This is a genomic window from Serratia sp. TSA_7, from assembly GCF_052692135.1.
Genome location: NZ_JBQZFU010000003.1, coordinates 52,262 through 68,270, shown reverse-complemented (window position 1 = coordinate 68,270; position 16,009 = coordinate 52,262). Strand labels below are relative to the sequence as shown.

Here is a 16,009-nt window from a genome sequence, read left to right as displayed (position 1 = left end):
CGCAACTTGATTGCCATGTAGTAGACCTAGTAAAGACCATATCGTTCACTTCCGCTCGGTCATCTTCACTGGATTTACACTTTTTGACAGAATTGTATATGATAATATATAACTTTCTCAGTATATCCCTTCAAAATAAAGGTATTACCCCCCAAAAGAAAAAACTGCGATCCGGCTAACAGGACAGACCTCCGATCACCACCTATGCTTTAGGCTGTTGGGTGCTGTCGGCACCGTCCCCTTCCAAGGAGAAGGCATGAAAAAAAGTAGCATGCTCATTGTATCCCTGCTGTTTGCTCCCCTTTTGGCCTCTGCGCACAACTTCCAGCTCCAGCAACGCGTCGCGCCGGTCGGCGTCAGCGATAAGGGAGAGTTAAATTACGCTAATGATAAGTTTAGCTATAAAAACTGGAATAGCGCGCAGCTCAGTGGGAAAGTGCGAGTGATCCAGCATATTGCCGGCCGCAGCTCCGCCAAGGACATGAACGACCCACTGATAGAAGCGATTAAAAAAGCTAAGCTACCGCACGAACGTTACCAAACGACGACAATAGTCAATACCGACGACGCCCTGCTCGGCACCGCGATGTTTGTTCGCAACAGCATTGAGGACAGCAAGAAAGAGTTTCCGTGGTCGCAGTTTGTGGTCGACAGCAACGGTAACGTTCGCAAAGCCTGGGATCTACAGCCGAAAGGATCGGCCATTGTGGTGCTGGATAAACAGGGCAAGATCCAATTCGCCAAAGACGGCGCGCTGACGCCGGAAGAGGTGCAGCAGGTCATGACCCAACTGCACCAACTCCTGAACTGAATCAGAACAGCGAAACCCGGAAGCCGGGGTTGAGGAAAGATTCACGCGGGGCATAAAGCAAAGGCTGCCCCTGCCAGTCGTGGATCTGCGCCCCGGCGGCCACCGCGACGGCATGGCCGGCGGCGGTATCCCAGATATTGGTCGGCCCAAAACGCGGATAGAGCTGTGCCTTTCCTTCCGCCACCAGGCAGAACTTCAACGAAGATCCGACAGAAACAGTCTGATGTTCACCCAGTTGGTTCAGGTAATCCTTCAATTCTTCGTCGCTGTGGGAGCGGCTTACCACCACCAGCGGCGGATGAGCATTGCTGACGCTGATCGCCTGGCGTTGCCCTTTCTCTTCTTTCCAGGCTTTACCGCGCTCGGCCAGGTACAGCACGTCGATCGCCGGAGCGTAAACCACGCCCATTACCGCCTGGCCGTCTTCAATCAGCGCGATGTTGACCGTAAACTCACCGTTGCGGTTGAGGAATTCCTTGGTGCCGTCCAGCGGATCGACCAGCCAATAACGCGTCCAGTTCCGACGCACCTCCCAGGCCGGCGGATCTTCCTCCGACAGCAGCGGCACGTCCGGCGTTAACGCCGCCAGCCCGCGTTTGATAATATGATGCGCCGCCAGATCGGCCGCCGTCACCGGTGAATCATCTTTTTTCTGCGCGACATCAAGCGGTTGTTCACCGTCATACACCGCCATGATTGCCGCCCCCGCCTCGCGGGACAGTTGGCAAATTTGCTCTAACATCATTCACCTCAGATATGCAGTTCCATGGGTCATTTCCCCTTCCTCATTGCTAGCAGCCTAGTTTTTTTTGCATGGAATATCCATCACAACGGTTTAACCATCGGTATTTATTCAAGTCTTTGCCGTCACAACTATGACATTTCCTGCGTAACCTCGGCCAATTTTCTGCCACACTTCACAGTTTGGTGAGACAACCAATGTTAATTACATGTCCCTCTGCGATAAAACTCGAAAAATGGAATGGAGAAAGCCAAAAATGATGAAGCGTCCGCTGACGTTGTCCGCCCTCGCTATGCTGGTTTGCGCCTCAACGCAGGCGGCAACGGTCGATCTGCGCGTACTGGAAACCACCGACCTGCACAGCAACATGATGGACTTCGATTACTACAAGGATAAACCGACCGATAAATTCGGTCTGGTGCGCACCGCAAGCCTGATCGAGCAGGCGCGTCAGCAGGCCACCAATGCGGTGCTGGTGGACAACGGCGATATTATTCAGGGCAGCCCGCTGGGCGACTATATGGCGGCCAAGGGGCTCAAACCGGGTGACGTACACCCGGTCTACAAGGCGATGAATACGCTGAATTACGTGGTCGGCAATATCGGCAACCATGAATTCAACTACGGGCTGGACTACCTGAAAAACGCCATTGCCGGCGCCAAATTCCCGTATATCAACGCCAACGTGATCGACGCTAAAACTCAAAAACCGCTATTCACACCTTATATTATCGTCGATACGCCGGTAAAAGACCGTGACGGCAAGGAACATACTTTACGCATCGGCTATATCGGCTTCGTCCCCCCGCAAATTCTGGTGTGGGATAAGGCCAATCTGCAAGGCAAGGTGACGGTTAATGACATTACCGAAACCGCCAAACGCTACGTGCCTGAAATGCGCAAACAGGGTGCCGACCTGGTGGTGGCAATCCCGCACTCCGGCCTTTCCAGCGAACCCTATAAGGCCATGGCGGAGAATTCGGTGTACTACCTCAGCCAGGTACCGGGCATTGATGCCATCATGTTCGGCCATGCCCACGCGGTATTCCCGAGCAAGGACTTCGCCGCTATCAAAGGCGCAGATATTGAAAAAGGTCTGCTGAATGGCATACCGGCAGTCATGCCGGGCCAATGGGGCGATCACCTCGGCGTGGTAGATCTGCAACTGAACAACGACTCCGGCAGTTGGAAAGTGGCCTCCGCCAAAGCGGAAGCGCGGCCGATCTACGACAAAGAAAACAAGAAATCGCTGGCGGCGGAAGACGCTGCGCTGGTAAAAGTGCTGGCAGAAGATCATAAAGGCACGCGAGACTTCGTCAGCCAACCGGTCGGCAAGTCTGACGACAACATGTACAGCTATCTGGCGCTGGTGCAAGACGATCCGACGGTGCAGATCGTCAACAATGCGCAGAAGGCCTATGTTGAACACTACATTCAAGGCGATCCGGATCTGGCCGACCTGCCGGTGTTGTCAGCCGCAGCGCCGTTTAAAGTCGGCGGGCGCAAAAATGACCCGGCCAGCTTCGTGGAAGTGGAAAAAGGCCAGCTCACCTTCCGCAACGCTTCCGATCTCTATCTCTACCCCAACACGCTGGTGGTGGTGAAAGCCAGTGGCAAAGAGGTGAAGGAATGGTTGGAATGCTCGGCCGGGCAGTTCAAGCAGATCGACGTCTCCAGCAACAAACCACAAGGCCTGATTAACTGGGACGGCTTCCGCACCTATAACTTCGACGTGATTGACGGTGTGAATTACCAGATCGACGTCAGCCAACCGGCGCGCTACGACGGCGAATGCCAGTTGATCAATGACAAGGCGGAACGCATCAGGCAGCTGACGTTCAAGGGCAAGCCGATCGATCCGAACGCCACTTTCCTGGTTGCCACCAATAACTACCGCGCTTACGGCGGCAAGTTTGCCGGCACCGGCGACAAGCACATCGCCTTCGCGTCGCCGGACGAAAACCGTTCAGTATTGGCGGCGTATATCGGTGCCGAGACTAAAAAACACGGCGCGGTACGGCCACAGGTGGACAATAACTGGCGCCTGGCGACGTTCAGCAGTGCACAGCCGCTGGATATCCGCTTCGAAACGTCACCCAGTGAGAAAGCCACGGCGTTTATCAAAACGCATGCGCAGTACCCGATGAAGGCTGAGGGTACGGACAGCATAGGTTTTGCGGTTTATCAGATCGATTTGAGCAGTAAATAAGCACCAGGCCGGGGGGAAATACCGTCCCTCGGCTACCTACCCCTTTTTCTCTCTGGCGCGCCCTTTAAATTGCATTTAAAATACATGTTATAGAATTCCTTCATTTAAAGAGGCACTACCATGGATTATCGCAATCAATCCCTAGGCGCACTCGCCATCGCCATTCCCCGGGCATCCCGCCTGTTTCGTCTGAACGATCTGGATTATTGCTGTGGTGGCAAGCAAACGCTGCAACGCGCCGCCGAGCGCAGAGGGCTGGATATCGCTCGGCTGGAAACCGAGCTGGCCGCCCTCGCCGCCAAACCGGAACAAACCCGCGACTGGCGCACTGCGCCGCTCAGCGAAGTGATTGACCACATTCTGCCGCGCTTCCATCAACGGCACCGTGAACAGTTGGCCGAACTGGTGCTGATGGCAGAAAAGGTTGAGCGGGTACATGCAGATAAACCCACCTGCCCGCGCGGCCTGGCTAAACAGCTGAACCTGATCCGGCTGGATTTGGAAAACCACATGATGAAAGAAGAGCAGATCCTGTTCCCGATGATCAAACAGGGCATGGGGCGCCAGGCCGCCGGGCCGATCTCGGTGATGGAGCATGAGCATGACGAAGCGGGCGAACAGCTTGAGGTGGTGAAATTCCTCACCCATAACGTGACGCCACCGGAAGGGGCATGCAATACCTGGCAGGCGCTGTATGGCGGCATCGACGAGTTCATCGACGACCTGATGGAACACATCAATCTGGAGAACAACCTGCTGTTTCCGCGTGCGCTGAGCGGCGCATAAAACAAGGGCGCCATTAAGGCGCCCAGAAAAATCTGTTATTGAATTACAGAATTTCCAACAGCTCGACGTCAAACACCAGCGCGCTGAATGGCGGGATGGATGCGCCGGCTCCGCGCTCGCCGTAGGCCAGATCGTGCGGGATATACAGCTGCCATTTGGAGCCGACCGGCATCAGGGTCAGCGCTTCGATCCAACCTGGGATCACGCCGCTAACCGGGAATTCTGCCGGTTGGCCGCGCTCTACGGAGCTGTCGAACACGTCGCCGTTAATCAGACGACCGGTGTAATGCACGCGCACGCGATCCTGACGGGACGGGATTGGGCCATTGCCCTGCTCCAGCACGGAGAACTGCAGGCCGGATTCGGTCAGCGTCACTTCGTCACGCTTGGCGTTGTCTTCCAGGAACTGCTGACCTTCAACGGCCATCGCCTGCTGGCGTTCACGACGTACGGCATCCGCACGCTCGTGGATTTCACGCAGCGCACGGTGCACTACGTCTACCGGAACCGCCGGGGCATTCCCTTCCAGCGCGTCGCGCAAACCTGCCAGCAAAGCTTCCGGTTGTAAACCTTCCAGACCGGACTCTTGCAACTGCTGGCCGACCTGTAAACCAATCCCGTAACTTGCTTGCGCTTCAACGCTGTCAAAAGAAGGGGTTGTCATGGGGTTTTCCTTTAGTCTGTAAAAAGTCGAAGGCGCAGCATAACAGTGCCGGAAAGCCGGGTAAAATCTTGTGTGGAGAATGATGACTTTTGTCGTAGAAAAAGAAACAATGGCCCCCTGTTAACGCCCGTTCCCGCGATCCCAGGCTCATCGCCTGCCGCGACAGCCATTGAATTGCTGCTGCCTTTCACTTCAAACAGTTAGCGGACTATACTGAAAGCAGGAAATCGGGCCGGCGGTACACCATGTTGTACTGTGGCATTTTTACGCAGTTGAAGAGAGGTCACCATGGGCAGAATCTCGCCCAGGAGAAGGAAAACCACCCGTATCTACCAGCCGTTGCTGCGCACCTGGCTGAACTTCAGCCAGCGCCTGAAACCTGGCCCTGCGCCAGAGGCGGCAGAAGATCCGGATTCAGAGCAACCGCCGGTAAACGGCAAAGGACAGGGAATAAAAGCGTTACTGCTGAAGATCTGGCACCTGCCGGACAGCTTCGGCTGGATGGAACCGCTGCCCTATTTCCATCGTCGCTGGACCCTTATCTTCGGCGTGATTCTGCTGTTGGCGCTGTTATGGCCTTACTCGTCAGAGAAGCAGCCATTCCCGGTCACCCAGCAGGGCAGCGGCATACCGCTGCAGGCCGATCTGCAAGATAATGGCCAGCAGCAAGCGGCCGAACCGGAACCTGAGGGCAATTGGCAACGCTATCAGATCCAGCCTGGCCAAACGCTGGCGCAGCTATTTCGCGATAACAGCCTGCCGGTGAACGAAGTCTTCGCCATGGCGCAAGTGGAAGGGAGCGACAAACCGCTCAGCAACATGAAGGTAGGTCAGGAAGTGCGTATCGAACGTGATGCCAACGGCGTGATTACCGCGCTGTCGGTCACCACCGCAGACAATACCCAGGCCCTGTTCCGCCGTCAGGCCGACGGCGGCTATCGCCGCGAGCGGTAATCCGCCAGTTGAGCCAACAGGAAGTCACGCAGTACAACGCCCTGGTTGTGCTGTGTGTCTTTACTGCCGTACAGCAAGGTCAAGGCCTGCCCCTGCCGCAATAACGTCACCAGCGGCTGCCAGGCTTCGTTTTCCGCCAGTTGCAATCGGTAGCGGCGTTCAAACTCTTCCCACTGATCGACGTGTTGATGAAACCACTGTCGCAGTGCGTTATCCGGCGCAACCTGTTTCAGCCACTGCACGCCCAGCAACCGTTCCTTGCTAACCCCGCGCGGCCACAGCCGATCAATCAGGTAGCAGTTCTCCGGCGCAGGACCGGTAAAGTCATACACGCGCTGTAAATTGATATCGGCCATTTACTGCCTCTCCTCACCAGGGGTAATCGCAGGGTAGCGCGTTTTACCGGGCGCAGAAAAGCAAAACGCCAGCACAAGGCTGGCGTTTTAACTTGGCCGGCAGGAGCGATTAAGCTTCTGCAACCACAACTACATTCAGCTTAGCGAACACGTCGCTGTGTACCTGGAACTCAACTTCATGTTCACCAGTGGTACGCAGAACGCCGTTCGGCAGACGAACTTCGCTCTTGGCAACTTCAACGCCTGCCGCAGTAACTGCGTCAGCGATGTCGCGGGTGCCGATAGAGCCGAACAGTTTGCCTTCGTCGCCTGATTTAGACGCGATGGTTACTGAACCCAGTTCGTTGATCTTGGTTGCGCGAGCTTCGGCAGCAGCCAGAACGTTAGCCAGTTTGGCTTCCAGTTCAGCACGACGTGCTTCGAAGAACTCTACGTTTTTCTTGGTAGCAGGAACAGCTTTGCCCTGTGGTACCAAGAAGTTACGGGCGTAGCCCGCTTTAACGTTAACCTGATCACCCAGGCTGCCCAGGTTTGCTACTTTATCAAGCAGAATAACTTGCATTACCTTATCCTCTTAAAGTCGTTAATAGACAGCGGCCGATTACTGATGACGATCAGTATATGGCAGCAGGGACAGGTAGCGAGCACGCTTGATGCAGCGAGCCAGCTGACGCTGGTATTTTGCACGAGTACCGGTGATACGGCTCGGGACAATTTTACCGCTTTCGGTAATGTAGTTTTTCAACGTTGCGATATCTTTGTAATCAATCTCAACAACGCCTTCCGCTGTGAAACGGCAGAACTTGCGACGACGGAAATAACGTGCCATTAGGCTAGTCTCCAGAATCTATCAATTCAATCTGCTCGGCATGCAGAACCAGTTTGTTCAGCCCGTTGCGCCCTTGATGGCAACTTACGAAGCCTTGCACGGTTATCTGACTGCCGACCGTTAATCTTTGAGTTAGTGCTTGTGACTGTTGTCCACTGACAACCACGGGCATTCGGCACCATGCTTGTCTGCTGAATCCGGCTTCAACCTGCTGCGAACGGTGCTCTAGCACAAATTGGCAGTGGGGGATCCCGGAAGGACTCACCTTTCGAACCGGTGCCTTGCACACAGTGCCCGACAAAACCAGACGATTAGACGTCACAGCAGCAATTACTCTTCAGAATCCCCAGCATCTGCATCATCTGAGGTTTCGTTAGCGAAGTCTTCGCGGCGATCGCCACGACGTTCGTCTTTCGCTTTAACCATCGGAGATGCTTCAGTTACCGCGTGCTTAACGCGCATAACCATGCTGCGGATAACGGCGTCGTTGAAGCGGAAGTTTGTTTCCAGCTCATCGATCGCTTCCTGCGGAGCTTCAACGTTCAGCAGAACGTAGTGAGCTTTGTGCAGTTTGTTGATCGGGTAAGCCAGTTGACGGCGGCCCCAGTCTTCCAGACGGTGAATCTGACCGGCAGCGTTAGTGATGGTAGCACTGTAACGCTCGATCATGCCCGGAACCTGTTCGCTTTGGTCAGGGTGGACCATAAAAACGATTTCGTAATGACGCATCGAATTGCTCCTTACGGATTATTCAGCCTCCTGTCAGGGTCAACCGTGGCCCATGGAAGCAAGGAACGTGTATGTGTGTACGGCTGAAAAAATGACGCGTAATCATACTTGCGGAGGTTGAAAAACTCAAGGACAGCGTGGGGTTTATTATCGGTAATGCGGGGCTGATTCAAAAATAGCACGATTTGCTCTCTGCGGAACCTATGTATGCAGATCCATCAGTTCCAAAAATCTTTCAATAAAATCATCATCGACGCGTAAATTTTATTCATTTTTTTTGAAAGAGGCTATCAAAACCACACACTTTTTAATCCGGCCGGAAGGTCTAAAATTGTACTTATCCGCCGCAGACAGCGCGACGAAAAAGATTTGAAGTTATTCAATGTATATAAATAACTTTTTGCTGCACTGGCACCCGCTGTCAGGCCGTTGAAGCAAACGGTTAAGAGAGGCAAATATGAAACGCATTACCATCGCCACCGCCATTGCTTTACTGTTTTCCGCCAACGTCATGGCCGCCACCGAAATCACTTCGCATGAGGCCGACCAGCGCCAGAGCGTCGGTTTCGTAACTCTAAACCAGAACGTGGTATCGCCGGATGACGCCACCAGCCAGGTGAGCAAAATAGCCGACCAGCGGGGTGCCACCGCCTACCGCATCATTGCCCTGCATGAGCCGGACAGCAACAGCACCATTCACGTCAGCGCCGAGCTGTATCGCTAAGCGAAAAATGCAATGCCAGGGAACGAAGCCGCGCCAACAAGCGGAAAATGAGAACAGGCGACTCTCTCGCTGAACCGAAATACCTTGCCCCCTATTTTTCAGGGGGCTTTTTTTTACAGCACGCGGCGGAAAAAATCCGCAGTCGCGGACAACGCCAACGGCGTGATGCGGTGCTTGACGCCCGGCTCGGTAATAAACGTCAGTTGACGATCCCAGCCACTCTGGCGCAGTTCGGTCGCCAGGCGCAGGCTTTCCGCCGCCGGCACCACATCGTCCGTCTCGCCGTGCCACAGCAGCAGCGGGCGATCGGTAACCTTTTCCAACTGATACTCCAGGCCGTAATCCGCCAGAACGGCGATGCGCGCCGCAAAACCGGCGGCCGTCAACAGGTTGCCCTGTTCATCCAACGGCGGAAACAGCGTCTGGGCCAACGAGGTGTAATAACCGCTCCCCATCAGGCTGGCAGCCGCGTTAACCCACGGATAGCGCGCAAAACAGCCCAAGGTGGTCATGCCACCCATTGAGGCGCCGGCCACGCCGATCCGCCCGTCGGCAATCAGGCCACGCTGCTCAAACTGCGCTTTGAGCGCCGGCAGTTCGTCGATATTGCGTTTGAGGATCTCCCAGAAGCTGGCCAAGCGCCGCTGTTCATTACCGTCAAAGCGCTCGCCGTGCAGATCGGCATCCGGCAGCACCACGCGAAAACCCGCCCTGGCCAACGCATAGGCAAAGTAGGCGTACACTTCTTTCGACGAGGTGTAACCATGGTAGAAAAACACCGTCGGCAGCGGCTGATGATACTGCCCCGCCGGCACAGCATGGATCACCGCAACCTCGCCCACCCGTTCGTCATGTATTTCAATCATCCGTTTTTCCCTCTGCGTACCTGTTGCCTTCATAATGGCAAACTTGAGCTAAAAGCATTAGCTCAATCTGTTCCACTTTATATTGGGTTACACTGAAGCCATGATAGCGGTTTCCCAGAGGTATCCATGAAACTTTCCCGCCTGCTGCTCCCCCTGACGCTGGCTGCATCGCTTTCCGCCTGCGGTATCATGACCACGACACCCAAAGCCCCGCCGCCGCCTACCGATCGGGCGCAGGAGATCACCCGGGCGCAAACTTCTGAGTTGGTGAAGATAGGCACCACCAGCGCCCTGGTTTACGGCAGCCCGATGGATGTGGAAGCGGAGATCAACAGGAAGGCCAACGCCAGCGGCGCACGTTATTACATGATCATCATGAACAGCGAAACCGTCGTTCCCGGCCAATGGTATTCGCAGGCGATCCTGTATCGGTAAGCTGAGGCGTTTTAACCATATTTACAATGGCTTTGCACAGACTGAAGTTGGATATTGCACACTGGCGGTCAACCTGCCGCAATCTGCGGTCGTTCGACGAAGGGGAACGCCATGAAACGCTCCGCCGCACTCACCACCCTCCTGCTCTCTATGGGGCTGCTCACTGTCAGCGCCCAGTCTGCCGAACTGGCGCCCGCAGACCGTGTCACACCGCTCAGTGAAATTGCGCAAATCACCCTGGATAATCTTTCCGGCTCGCCTCAGGACGTCGAACAGGTCATTGCCCGCAAGGCTGATGAGCATGGGGCAAGCTATTACCGTATTCTGCAGATGGAGGAACAGGCGCATCAGCCCGGCTGGCGCGCCTCGGCGATTTTTTATCTTTAATAACTCATGCAAGCCGCATTTAGCACGCCGCCGCTGATCGAAACGCCCCCCAGGAAAATCCCGGCGGCCAGATGATTGGACTCAATCTTGTCGCTGATGCGCGGCATGTAGATTTTCACCGCAGCGAACAGCAACAGTTGCACCACCAGCGCCACTACGCCCCACAGCAGGTAGTCCAGCAGGCTGATCGAGTTGATCGCCGCGCTGGCCAGCGGGATCACATACCCCAGGCAGGCACCGACGAACCCGATGGCGGCTGACGGGTTATCGGCCTTGATCAATGCCCATTCGTCATGCGGCGTAATGCGGGTGTAGACAAACAAGAACACCAGAACCATGGCAAAGCCACTGAAGAAGTAAGAGGCGAATGCCGCCAATGCGCTGAGAATATCCATGTCATGTTTCCTGGTCAGAGGTCAGTATCCCTTACGGGCCAAGTGCTGAATTAAAAAGCTTTTTCTGTTGCGACGCCACTGTTTTCCCTAGCCGCCCATCGCTCTGGCAAACAGCATATCGCACAACCGATCGGGCAGTATCCGTTCGCCACGGGCGTCGAGCGTCATTTGACACCAGGCTTCCGCCAACGGTGGTGAACTGTAGCGCAGAAGCTGTGCCGCCACGAACAAATTGAATAACGTGCTGGTGACCGCTCGCCCCTGTTCTTCATGGGGTTTACGCATCAGTTGGCTCAGGCGTCGCCACTGGAGGTCAAAATGTCGATTCTGCCCTTTCACCTCACCAAATTCACGCTCCAGCGCTTCCTGTACTGCCGGTAATCTTCCCCAGGCTCGCATCACGTCCAGGCACATAATGTTGCCGGAACCTTCCCAGATGCTGTTCACCGGCATTTCACGATAGAGTCGCGGCAGTTCGCTCTCTTCGCAGTAACCCAGGCCCCCCAGCGCCTCCATGGCCTCTCCCACAAAAGGGATCCCTTGTCGGCAGACCTCAAACTTCGCCGCCGGGGTCAGCACCCGACACAATGCCTGCTCAAGAGGATCGTCGGCGCTGTCATAAGCCCGAGCCAGGCGCATCAGCGCCGCCGTCTGCCCTTCCAGCCGCAACGCCATACGTCCCAATACCTGACGCATCATCGGGTGCTCGATAAGCGTTTTGCCAAATGCCTGCCGCTGCAGGGTATGGTACAAGGCTACCGATAACGCGCGACGCATCAAGCCGTGGCTGCCCAGCGCGCAGTCAAAGCGCGTCAGCCCCCCCATTTTAAGAATATGCCGCACACCATCCCCTTCCTCACCCAGCAGCCAGGCGGTGGCATCCTGGAACTCCACCTCGCTGCTGGCGTTGGAACGGTTGCCCAGCTTATCTTTCAGCCGTTCCAGCCGTATCGCATTGCGCGTACCGTCGGGCAAAATACGCGGCAGGAAGAAGCAGGACAGGCCGCCTTCGGTCTGCGCCAGCACCAGATGCGCATCACTTTGCGGCACCGAGAAAAACCATTTGTGCCCCACCAACCGATACGCTTCCCCAGAACCGCGAGCCGTTAACGGGGTGGCGGTGGTGGTATTGCTCAGCACGTCGGATCCTCCCTGCTTTTCGGTCATTCCCATACCAATCAGCAAACCGCGCTTTTGCCCACCCGGTGACAAATGCGCATCGTAGCGGTCGGAAAGCAGCGGCGACAGCCAGGATTGAAATTCTGACGGCAGCAAACGTTGCAGCAGAGGAATAGCGCCAAAGGTCATCGTCACTGGGCATAAGGTGCCGGCTTCCACCTGTGCATGCAGCACAAAGCGCGCAGCACGCGCTACGAACGCACCGATACGGGCATCCTCCTGCCACGGCAGGTTATGCACCCGGTTGGCGATCAGCCCCTGCATCAAAATATGCCAGGCGGGATGGAAACGAACGTCGTCCAGGCGCTGCCCGGTGGCATCATAACGCAGCAGTTCAGGAGGATTAGCGTTGGCGAGTCGCCCCAGTTCCAGCGATTCCTGGGTGCCCAGCTGTTGGCCCAGCGAGGCCAGTACGTCTGTGTCCCAACCAGCCTGCTCGCGCTGTATCGCCTCATGCAGTGGCGTATCAGACAGGAACAGATTGCTGTTGCCCAGCGGCTTGGGTTGATTGAAAACGGTATGCGTTGTCCAGACCATCGTCTTGCTCCCTGATAAAGGCTTCAGGAGTAATTATGGTCACAAGGGGGATTTTTGCCGGAGGTGGGATCACAAGGTGGGAAATTGACGGAGGCGCAAGCGCCCCCGTGGATAAATCAACTACGCTGACGCACCGCTTCGAACAAACAGATGCCGGTGGCGACAGAGACGTTCAGAGAAGAAACCGTCCCCGCCATCGGGATGCTGATCAGCTCATCGCAGTGTTCGCGGGTCAGGCGGCGCATGCCTTCGCCTTCAGCCCCCATCACCAACGCCATCGGGCCGGTCATTTTGCTTTGGAACAGCGTATGGTCGGCTTCGCCGGCGGTGCCGACGACCCAAACGTTCATTTCCTGCAGCAAACGCAAGGTACGCGCCAGGTTGGTAACGCGGATCAGCGGAACATTTTCCGCCGCGCCGCAGGCCACTTTCTTGGCGGTGGCGTTCAACTGGGCGGAACGATCGCGCGGGACGATAACCGCATGCACGCCGGCCGCATCCGCGCTGCGCAGGCAGGCGCCGAGGTTGTGCGGGTCGGTCACGCCGTCCAGCACCAGCAGGAATGGCGTGTCTATGCCTTCGAGCAGGCCAGGCAAATCGTTTTCCTGATACTGACGCCCTTCGCGCACTCGGGCGATGATGCCCTGATGTACTGCGCCCTCGACTTTCTCATCCAGCCACTGACGGTTCGCCACCTGGATAACAATGCCGGTCGCTTCCAGCTCGGCGATCAGCGGTTGCAGCCGGCGATCGTCGCGCCCTTTCAGAATAAACACTTCCAGGAAGCGCTGCGGATCGTTATCTAACAGGGCTTTGACGGCATGGATGCCGTAAATAATTTCGCTCATGATGCTCTTTTTACTGTGCGGCGGGCAAATGCCTGCCGGTGATAATAACGTGCGGCAGGTTAAGCCTGCTCGGCACCTTTCTTCTTGCCGGCGCGCTTGGCCTTGGTGGCCGCCGCTATTTTCCGGGTTTTGTCAGACGCTTTCTTGGCTTTCGCCTTTTTATCTTTCTTCACCTGGTCAGCCGGTTTGGCTTCGTCTTTTTTGCGGAAGGCGCTGTCCGGCTCAAAGTTGGCCGGTGGCTTGCCACCACGGCGCTTGTTGCGCTGCGATGCCGGAGCGCGGCCTGCACCGGCACCGTCACGCAAGGTGCGTTGGCCGCCGTTCTTGGCGCGATCGCGTTCGGTTTTACCTTCGCCGCGCGGTTTGCGGGTGCTGGAGACCAGGGCAAAATCAATCTTGCGCTCGTCCATATGCACCGCTTCAACACGGATCTCCACCGTATCACCCAAGCGATAAACCATGCCCGAGGATTCGCCGATCAGGCGCTGGCCGATATTATCGTAACGATAATAATCGTTATCCAGCGTTGAGACGTGCACCAGACCGTCGATGAACAAATCGTTCAGGCGCACGAAGAAGCCGAAGCCGGTTACGCTGGCGATAATGCCGCTAAACACTTCACCGACGTGATCCTGCATAAAGTCGCATTTCAGCCAGTCGGCAACGTTACGCGTCGCTTCATCAGCGCGGCGTTCGGTCATCGAGCAGTGTTCGCCGAGCTGCAGCATTTCTTCAAACTCGCTGTGCCAGCCGCCGGTCGGCGTCCAGCGCTCTTTCGGCTGGCCGTGCTCTTTAGCCAGCAGATATTTGATCGCGCGGTGCAGCGCCAGGTCCGGATAGCGGCGAATTGGCGAGGTAAAGTGGCCATAAGAGGCCAGCGCCAGGCCAAAGTGCCCGCGGTTTTCCGGATCGTAGATCGCCTGTTTCATCGAACGCAGCAGCATGGTTTGCAGCATTTCGCGGTCAGGGCGTTCGGCCACTTCATCCATCAGGGTGGCGTAGTCCTTCGGCTGCGGCTTGTTACCGCCCCCCAGCGTCAGACCCAGTTCACCCAGCACGCTGCGCAGTGCGGTAATGTGATCGTCGCTTGGGCGATCGTGCACGCGGAACAGTGCCGGTTCGTTATGCTTCTCGACAAAACGTGCAGCGGCGACGTTCGCCATGATCATGCACTCTTCGATCAGCTTGTGCGCGTCGTTGCGTACCGTTGGCTCAACGCGCTCAATACGGCGTTCGGCGTTGAAGATAAACTTGGCTTCTTCGGTTTCGAAGGCGATGCCGCCACGTTCTGCGCGCGCCTGATCCAACACCTTGTACATGGTGTGCAGTTCCTGCAGGTGCTTGACCAGCGGGTGATAATGCTCACGCAGCTCCTCATCGCCCTGCAGAATGTGCCAGACTTTATTGTAGGTTAAGCGGGCGTGGGAGCTCATCACCGCTTCATAGAATTTGGACGTCGACAGGCGGCCCTGGGCGGAGATGGTCATCTCACACACCATACACAGACGATCAACCTGCGGATTCAACGAGCACAGGCCGTTGGAAAGTACTTCCGGCAGCATCGGGATAACCTCCGACGGGAAGTACACCGAGGTGCCACGGTTGCGCGCTTCGTCATCCAGCGCGGTACGCGGGCGCACGTAGTAGCTGACATCGGCGATGGCTACCCACAGGCGCCAGCCGCCTCCGCGTTTTTTCTCGCAGTAGACGGCGTCATCGAAATCGCGCGCGTCTTCGCCGTCGATGGTTACCAGCGGCAGCTGACGCAGGTCGACACGGCCTTTCTTGGCGGCCTCGGGTACCTGCTCGCTGAGATCGGCAACCTGTTTTTCCACCTGCGGCGGCCAGACATGCGGGATCTCATGGGTACGCAGTGCGATGTCCACCGCCATGCTGGTGCCCATTTTATCGCCGAGGATCTCAACAATCTTGCCTACCGCCTTGGTGCGACGGGTCGGGCGTTGGGTCAGTTCAACCACCACCATAAAGCCCATGCGCGCACCGCTGACGGCCTCGGCGGGGATCAGGATGTCAAAGCTGAGACGGCTGTCGTCCGGCACCACAAAGCCGGTACCCGCGTCCATAAAGAAGCGGCCGACGATTTGACTGGTTTTCGGCACCAAAACGCGCACGATACGCGCTTCACGGCGGCCCTTACGGTCGGCAGCCATCGCTTGCGCCAGCACCACATCGCCGTGGATCGCCATTTTCATCTGCTCAGCCGACAAATACAGGTCGTCTTTGCTGCCTTCAATACGCAGGAAACCAAAACCGTCGCGATGACCGATTACGGTACCGCGCAGCAGATCCAGACGTTCCGGCAGCGCATAGCACTGGCGGCGAGTAAATATCAATTGGCCGTCACGCTCCATCGCGCGCAGACGACGACGCAACGCTTCTAGCGCCTCTTCACCGGTTAAATCCAGCTCTTTGGCCAGCTCTTCGCGGCTGGCCGGCGTTTCTCTTTTCGCCAGATGGGCCAGAATGAATTCACGGCTCGGGATTGGGGACTCATATTTTTCTGCTTCTCGTTCCAGGAATGGATCTTGTGACATTGC

General features: G+C 56.4%; 19 protein-coding genes. 7 read left to right on the top strand and 12 right to left on the bottom strand.

Going from position 1 to position 16,009, the window contains the following annotated elements; translation table 11 throughout:
* The first annotated feature begins 256 nt into the window (after nucleotides 1–256).
* Nucleotides 257–811 carry a YtfJ family protein gene (locus tag ACUTQW_RS12730; protein ID WP_006323250.1) on the top strand — a complete coding sequence of 185 codons (555 nt, stop codon included), beginning with the start codon at nucleotides 257–259 and terminating at the stop codon, nucleotides 809–811.
* Nucleotide 812: 1 nt separating this feature from the next.
* Here the strand turns inward: ACUTQW_RS12730 and cysQ are convergent, their stop codons facing one another.
* Complete coding sequence (gene cysQ, locus ACUTQW_RS12725; protein ID WP_006323249.1) at nucleotides 813–1,553, bottom strand: 3'(2'),5'-bisphosphate nucleotidase CysQ; 741 nt, start codon at nucleotides 1,551–1,553, stop codon at nucleotides 813–815.
* A 256-nt stretch (nucleotides 1,554–1,809) separates the two neighbouring features.
* On the opposite strand from cysQ, the gene ACUTQW_RS12720 reads away from it, so the two are divergent.
* Together ACUTQW_RS12720 and ytfE are read left to right on the top strand one after the other, a co-directional pair.
* Entirely contained in the window at nucleotides 1,810–3,762 is a 1,953-nt protein-coding gene (locus ACUTQW_RS12720) for a bifunctional 2',3'-cyclic-nucleotide 2'-phosphodiesterase/3'-nucleotidase (RefSeq protein WP_006323248.1), read from the top strand.
* 120 nt (nucleotides 3,763–3,882) lie between these two features.
* Complete coding sequence (ytfE, locus tag ACUTQW_RS12715; protein ID WP_006323247.1) at nucleotides 3,883–4,548, top strand: iron-sulfur cluster repair protein YtfE; 666 nt, start codon at nucleotides 3,883–3,885, stop codon at nucleotides 4,546–4,548.
* Nucleotides 4,549–4,591: 43 nt separating this feature from the next.
* Here the strand turns inward: ytfE and fklB are convergent, their stop codons facing one another.
* Nucleotides 4,592–5,212, bottom strand: a complete 621-nt coding sequence (gene fklB / locus ACUTQW_RS12710) for an FKBP-type peptidyl-prolyl cis-trans isomerase (protein ID WP_004952760.1) — start codon at nucleotides 5,210–5,212, stop codon at nucleotides 4,592–4,594.
* A 288-nt stretch (nucleotides 5,213–5,500) separates the two neighbouring features.
* Here fklB and ACUTQW_RS12705 point away from each other — a divergent pair, with 288 nt between their 5' ends.
* The gene (locus ACUTQW_RS12705) at nucleotides 5,501–6,166 is read left to right on the top strand and encodes an OapA family protein (protein WP_006323246.1); all 666 of its coding nucleotides are present in this window, start codon (nucleotides 5,501–5,503) and stop codon (nucleotides 6,164–6,166) included.
* Here the strand turns inward: ACUTQW_RS12705 and ACUTQW_RS12700 are convergent.
* The 5 genes from ACUTQW_RS12700 to rpsF all read right to left on the bottom strand — a co-directional run bounded on the left by ACUTQW_RS12700 (nucleotide 6,148) and on the right by rpsF (nucleotide 8,080).
* The gene (locus tag ACUTQW_RS12700) at nucleotides 6,148–6,522 is read right to left on the bottom strand and encodes a DUF488 domain-containing protein (RefSeq protein WP_004952755.1); all 375 of its coding nucleotides are present in this window, start codon (nucleotides 6,520–6,522) and stop codon (nucleotides 6,148–6,150) included. The genes ACUTQW_RS12705 and ACUTQW_RS12700 overlap by 19 nt on opposite strands.
* Nucleotides 6,523–6,631: 109 nt before the next feature.
* On the bottom strand, nucleotides 6,632–7,084 hold the full coding sequence (rplI, locus tag ACUTQW_RS12695; RefSeq protein ID WP_004952751.1) for a 50S ribosomal protein L9: 453 nt from the start codon (nucleotides 7,082–7,084) through the stop codon (nucleotides 6,632–6,634).
* A gap of 39 nt (nucleotides 7,085–7,123) precedes the next feature.
* Nucleotides 7,124–7,351: a 30S ribosomal protein S18 gene (gene rpsR / locus ACUTQW_RS12690; protein ID WP_002210155.1), complete on the bottom strand. Its 228-nt coding sequence runs from the start codon at nucleotides 7,349–7,351 to the stop codon at nucleotides 7,124–7,126.
* Nucleotides 7,352–7,355: 4 nt separating this feature from the next.
* Nucleotides 7,356–7,673 carry a primosomal replication protein N gene (gene priB / locus ACUTQW_RS12685; protein WP_004952746.1) on the bottom strand — a complete coding sequence of 106 codons (318 nt, stop codon included), beginning with the start codon at nucleotides 7,671–7,673 and terminating at the stop codon, nucleotides 7,356–7,358.
* Between the two features lie 8 nt (nucleotides 7,674–7,681).
* Complete coding sequence (gene rpsF, locus ACUTQW_RS12680; RefSeq protein WP_004952743.1) at nucleotides 7,682–8,080, bottom strand: 30S ribosomal protein S6; 399 nt, start codon at nucleotides 8,078–8,080, stop codon at nucleotides 7,682–7,684.
* A gap of 457 nt (nucleotides 8,081–8,537) precedes the next feature.
* Between rpsF and ACUTQW_RS12675 the strand changes: the two genes are divergently transcribed.
* Nucleotides 8,538–8,804 (top strand): YdgH/BhsA/McbA family protein, encoded by a 267-nt coding sequence (locus ACUTQW_RS12675; protein WP_004952740.1) that lies wholly within the window; start codon nucleotides 8,538–8,540, stop codon nucleotides 8,802–8,804.
* 113 nt (nucleotides 8,805–8,917) lie between these two features.
* On the opposite strand, the gene yjfP is transcribed toward ACUTQW_RS12675, so the two are convergent.
* Nucleotides 8,918–9,670, bottom strand: a complete 753-nt coding sequence (yjfP, locus tag ACUTQW_RS12670; RefSeq protein ID WP_004952737.1) for an esterase — start codon at nucleotides 9,668–9,670, stop codon at nucleotides 8,918–8,920.
* A gap of 126 nt (nucleotides 9,671–9,796) precedes the next feature.
* On the opposite strand from yjfP, the gene bsmA reads away from it, so the two are divergent.
* Complete coding sequence (gene bsmA, locus ACUTQW_RS12665) at nucleotides 9,797–10,105, top strand: biofilm peroxide resistance protein BsmA (RefSeq protein WP_004952733.1); 309 nt, start codon at nucleotides 9,797–9,799, stop codon at nucleotides 10,103–10,105.
* 111 nt (nucleotides 10,106–10,216) lie between these two features.
* Nucleotides 10,217–10,492, top strand: a complete 276-nt coding sequence (locus ACUTQW_RS12660; protein WP_006323243.1) for a YdgH/BhsA/McbA family protein — start codon at nucleotides 10,217–10,219, stop codon at nucleotides 10,490–10,492.
* On the opposite strand, the gene ACUTQW_RS12655 is transcribed toward ACUTQW_RS12660, so the two are convergent.
* The 4 genes from ACUTQW_RS12655 to rnr all read right to left on the bottom strand — a co-directional run bounded on the left by ACUTQW_RS12655 (nucleotide 10,489) and on the right by rnr (nucleotide 16,006).
* On the bottom strand, nucleotides 10,489–10,887 hold the full coding sequence (locus ACUTQW_RS12655; RefSeq protein ID WP_004952729.1) for a DUF350 domain-containing protein: 399 nt from the start codon (nucleotides 10,885–10,887) through the stop codon (nucleotides 10,489–10,491). The genes ACUTQW_RS12660 and ACUTQW_RS12655 overlap by 4 nt on opposite strands.
* An 87-nt stretch (nucleotides 10,888–10,974) precedes the next feature.
* Nucleotides 10,975–12,603 (bottom strand): isovaleryl-CoA dehydrogenase, encoded by a 1,629-nt coding sequence (locus ACUTQW_RS12650; protein ID WP_006323242.1) that lies wholly within the window; start codon nucleotides 12,601–12,603, stop codon nucleotides 10,975–10,977.
* 116 nt (nucleotides 12,604–12,719) lie between these two features.
* Nucleotides 12,720–13,451 (bottom strand): 23S rRNA (guanosine(2251)-2'-O)-methyltransferase RlmB, encoded by a 732-nt coding sequence (gene rlmB / locus ACUTQW_RS12645; RefSeq protein ID WP_004952724.1) that lies wholly within the window; start codon nucleotides 13,449–13,451, stop codon nucleotides 12,720–12,722.
* Between the two features lie 59 nt (nucleotides 13,452–13,510).
* Nucleotides 13,511–16,006 (bottom strand): ribonuclease R, encoded by a 2,496-nt coding sequence (gene rnr, locus ACUTQW_RS12640; RefSeq protein ID WP_020438322.1) that lies wholly within the window; start codon nucleotides 16,004–16,006, stop codon nucleotides 13,511–13,513.
* Between the last annotated feature and the right edge of the window lie 3 nt (nucleotides 16,007–16,009).

What these genes read in the sequence shown, in the direction of transcription:
- cysQ (WP_006323249.1), bottom strand. Translation starts at nt 1,553, where the DNA reads ATGTTAGAGCAAATTTGCCAACTGTCCCGCGAGGCGGGGGCGGCAATC.
- fklB (WP_004952760.1), bottom strand. Translation starts at nt 5,212, where the DNA reads ATGACAACCCCTTCTTTTGACAGCGTTGAAGCGCAAGCAAGTTACGGG.
- ACUTQW_RS12700 (WP_004952755.1), bottom strand. Translation starts at nt 6,522, where the DNA reads ATGGCCGATATCAATTTACAGCGCGTGTATGACTTTACCGGTCCTGCG.
- rpsF (WP_004952743.1), bottom strand. Translation starts at nt 8,080, where the DNA reads ATGCGTCATTACGAAATCGTTTTTATGGTCCACCCTGACCAAAGCGAA.
- ACUTQW_RS12650 (WP_006323242.1), bottom strand. Translation starts at nt 12,603, where the DNA reads ATGGTCTGGACAACGCATACCGTTTTCAATCAACCCAAGCCGCTGGGC.
- bsmA (WP_004952733.1), top strand. Translation starts at nt 9,797, where the DNA reads ATGAAACTTTCCCGCCTGCTGCTCCCCCTGACGCTGGCTGCATCGCTT.
- rlmB (WP_004952724.1), bottom strand. Translation starts at nt 13,451, where the DNA reads ATGAGCGAAATTATTTACGGCATCCATGCCGTCAAAGCCCTGTTAGAT.
- ACUTQW_RS12655 (WP_004952729.1), bottom strand. Translation starts at nt 10,887, where the DNA reads ATGGATATTCTCAGCGCATTGGCGGCATTCGCCTCTTACTTCTTCAGT.
- ACUTQW_RS12720 (WP_006323248.1), top strand. Translation starts at nt 1,810, where the DNA reads ATGATGAAGCGTCCGCTGACGTTGTCCGCCCTCGCTATGCTGGTTTGC.
- rnr (WP_020438322.1), bottom strand. Translation starts at nt 16,006, where the DNA reads ATGTCACAAGATCCATTCCTGGAACGAGAAGCAGAAAAATATGAGTCC.
- rplI (WP_004952751.1), bottom strand. Translation starts at nt 7,084, where the DNA reads ATGCAAGTTATTCTGCTTGATAAAGTAGCAAACCTGGGCAGCCTGGGT.
- rpsR (WP_002210155.1), bottom strand. Translation starts at nt 7,351, where the DNA reads ATGGCACGTTATTTCCGTCGTCGCAAGTTCTGCCGTTTCACAGCGGAA.
- yjfP (WP_004952737.1), bottom strand. Translation starts at nt 9,670, where the DNA reads ATGATTGAAATACATGACGAACGGGTGGGCGAGGTTGCGGTGATCCAT.
- ACUTQW_RS12675 (WP_004952740.1), top strand. Translation starts at nt 8,538, where the DNA reads ATGAAACGCATTACCATCGCCACCGCCATTGCTTTACTGTTTTCCGCC.
- ytfE (WP_006323247.1), top strand. Translation starts at nt 3,883, where the DNA reads ATGGATTATCGCAATCAATCCCTAGGCGCACTCGCCATCGCCATTCCC.
- ACUTQW_RS12730 (WP_006323250.1), top strand. Translation starts at nt 257, where the DNA reads ATGAAAAAAAGTAGCATGCTCATTGTATCCCTGCTGTTTGCTCCCCTT.
- ACUTQW_RS12705 (WP_006323246.1), top strand. Translation starts at nt 5,501, where the DNA reads ATGGGCAGAATCTCGCCCAGGAGAAGGAAAACCACCCGTATCTACCAG.
- ACUTQW_RS12660 (WP_006323243.1), top strand. Translation starts at nt 10,217, where the DNA reads ATGAAACGCTCCGCCGCACTCACCACCCTCCTGCTCTCTATGGGGCTG.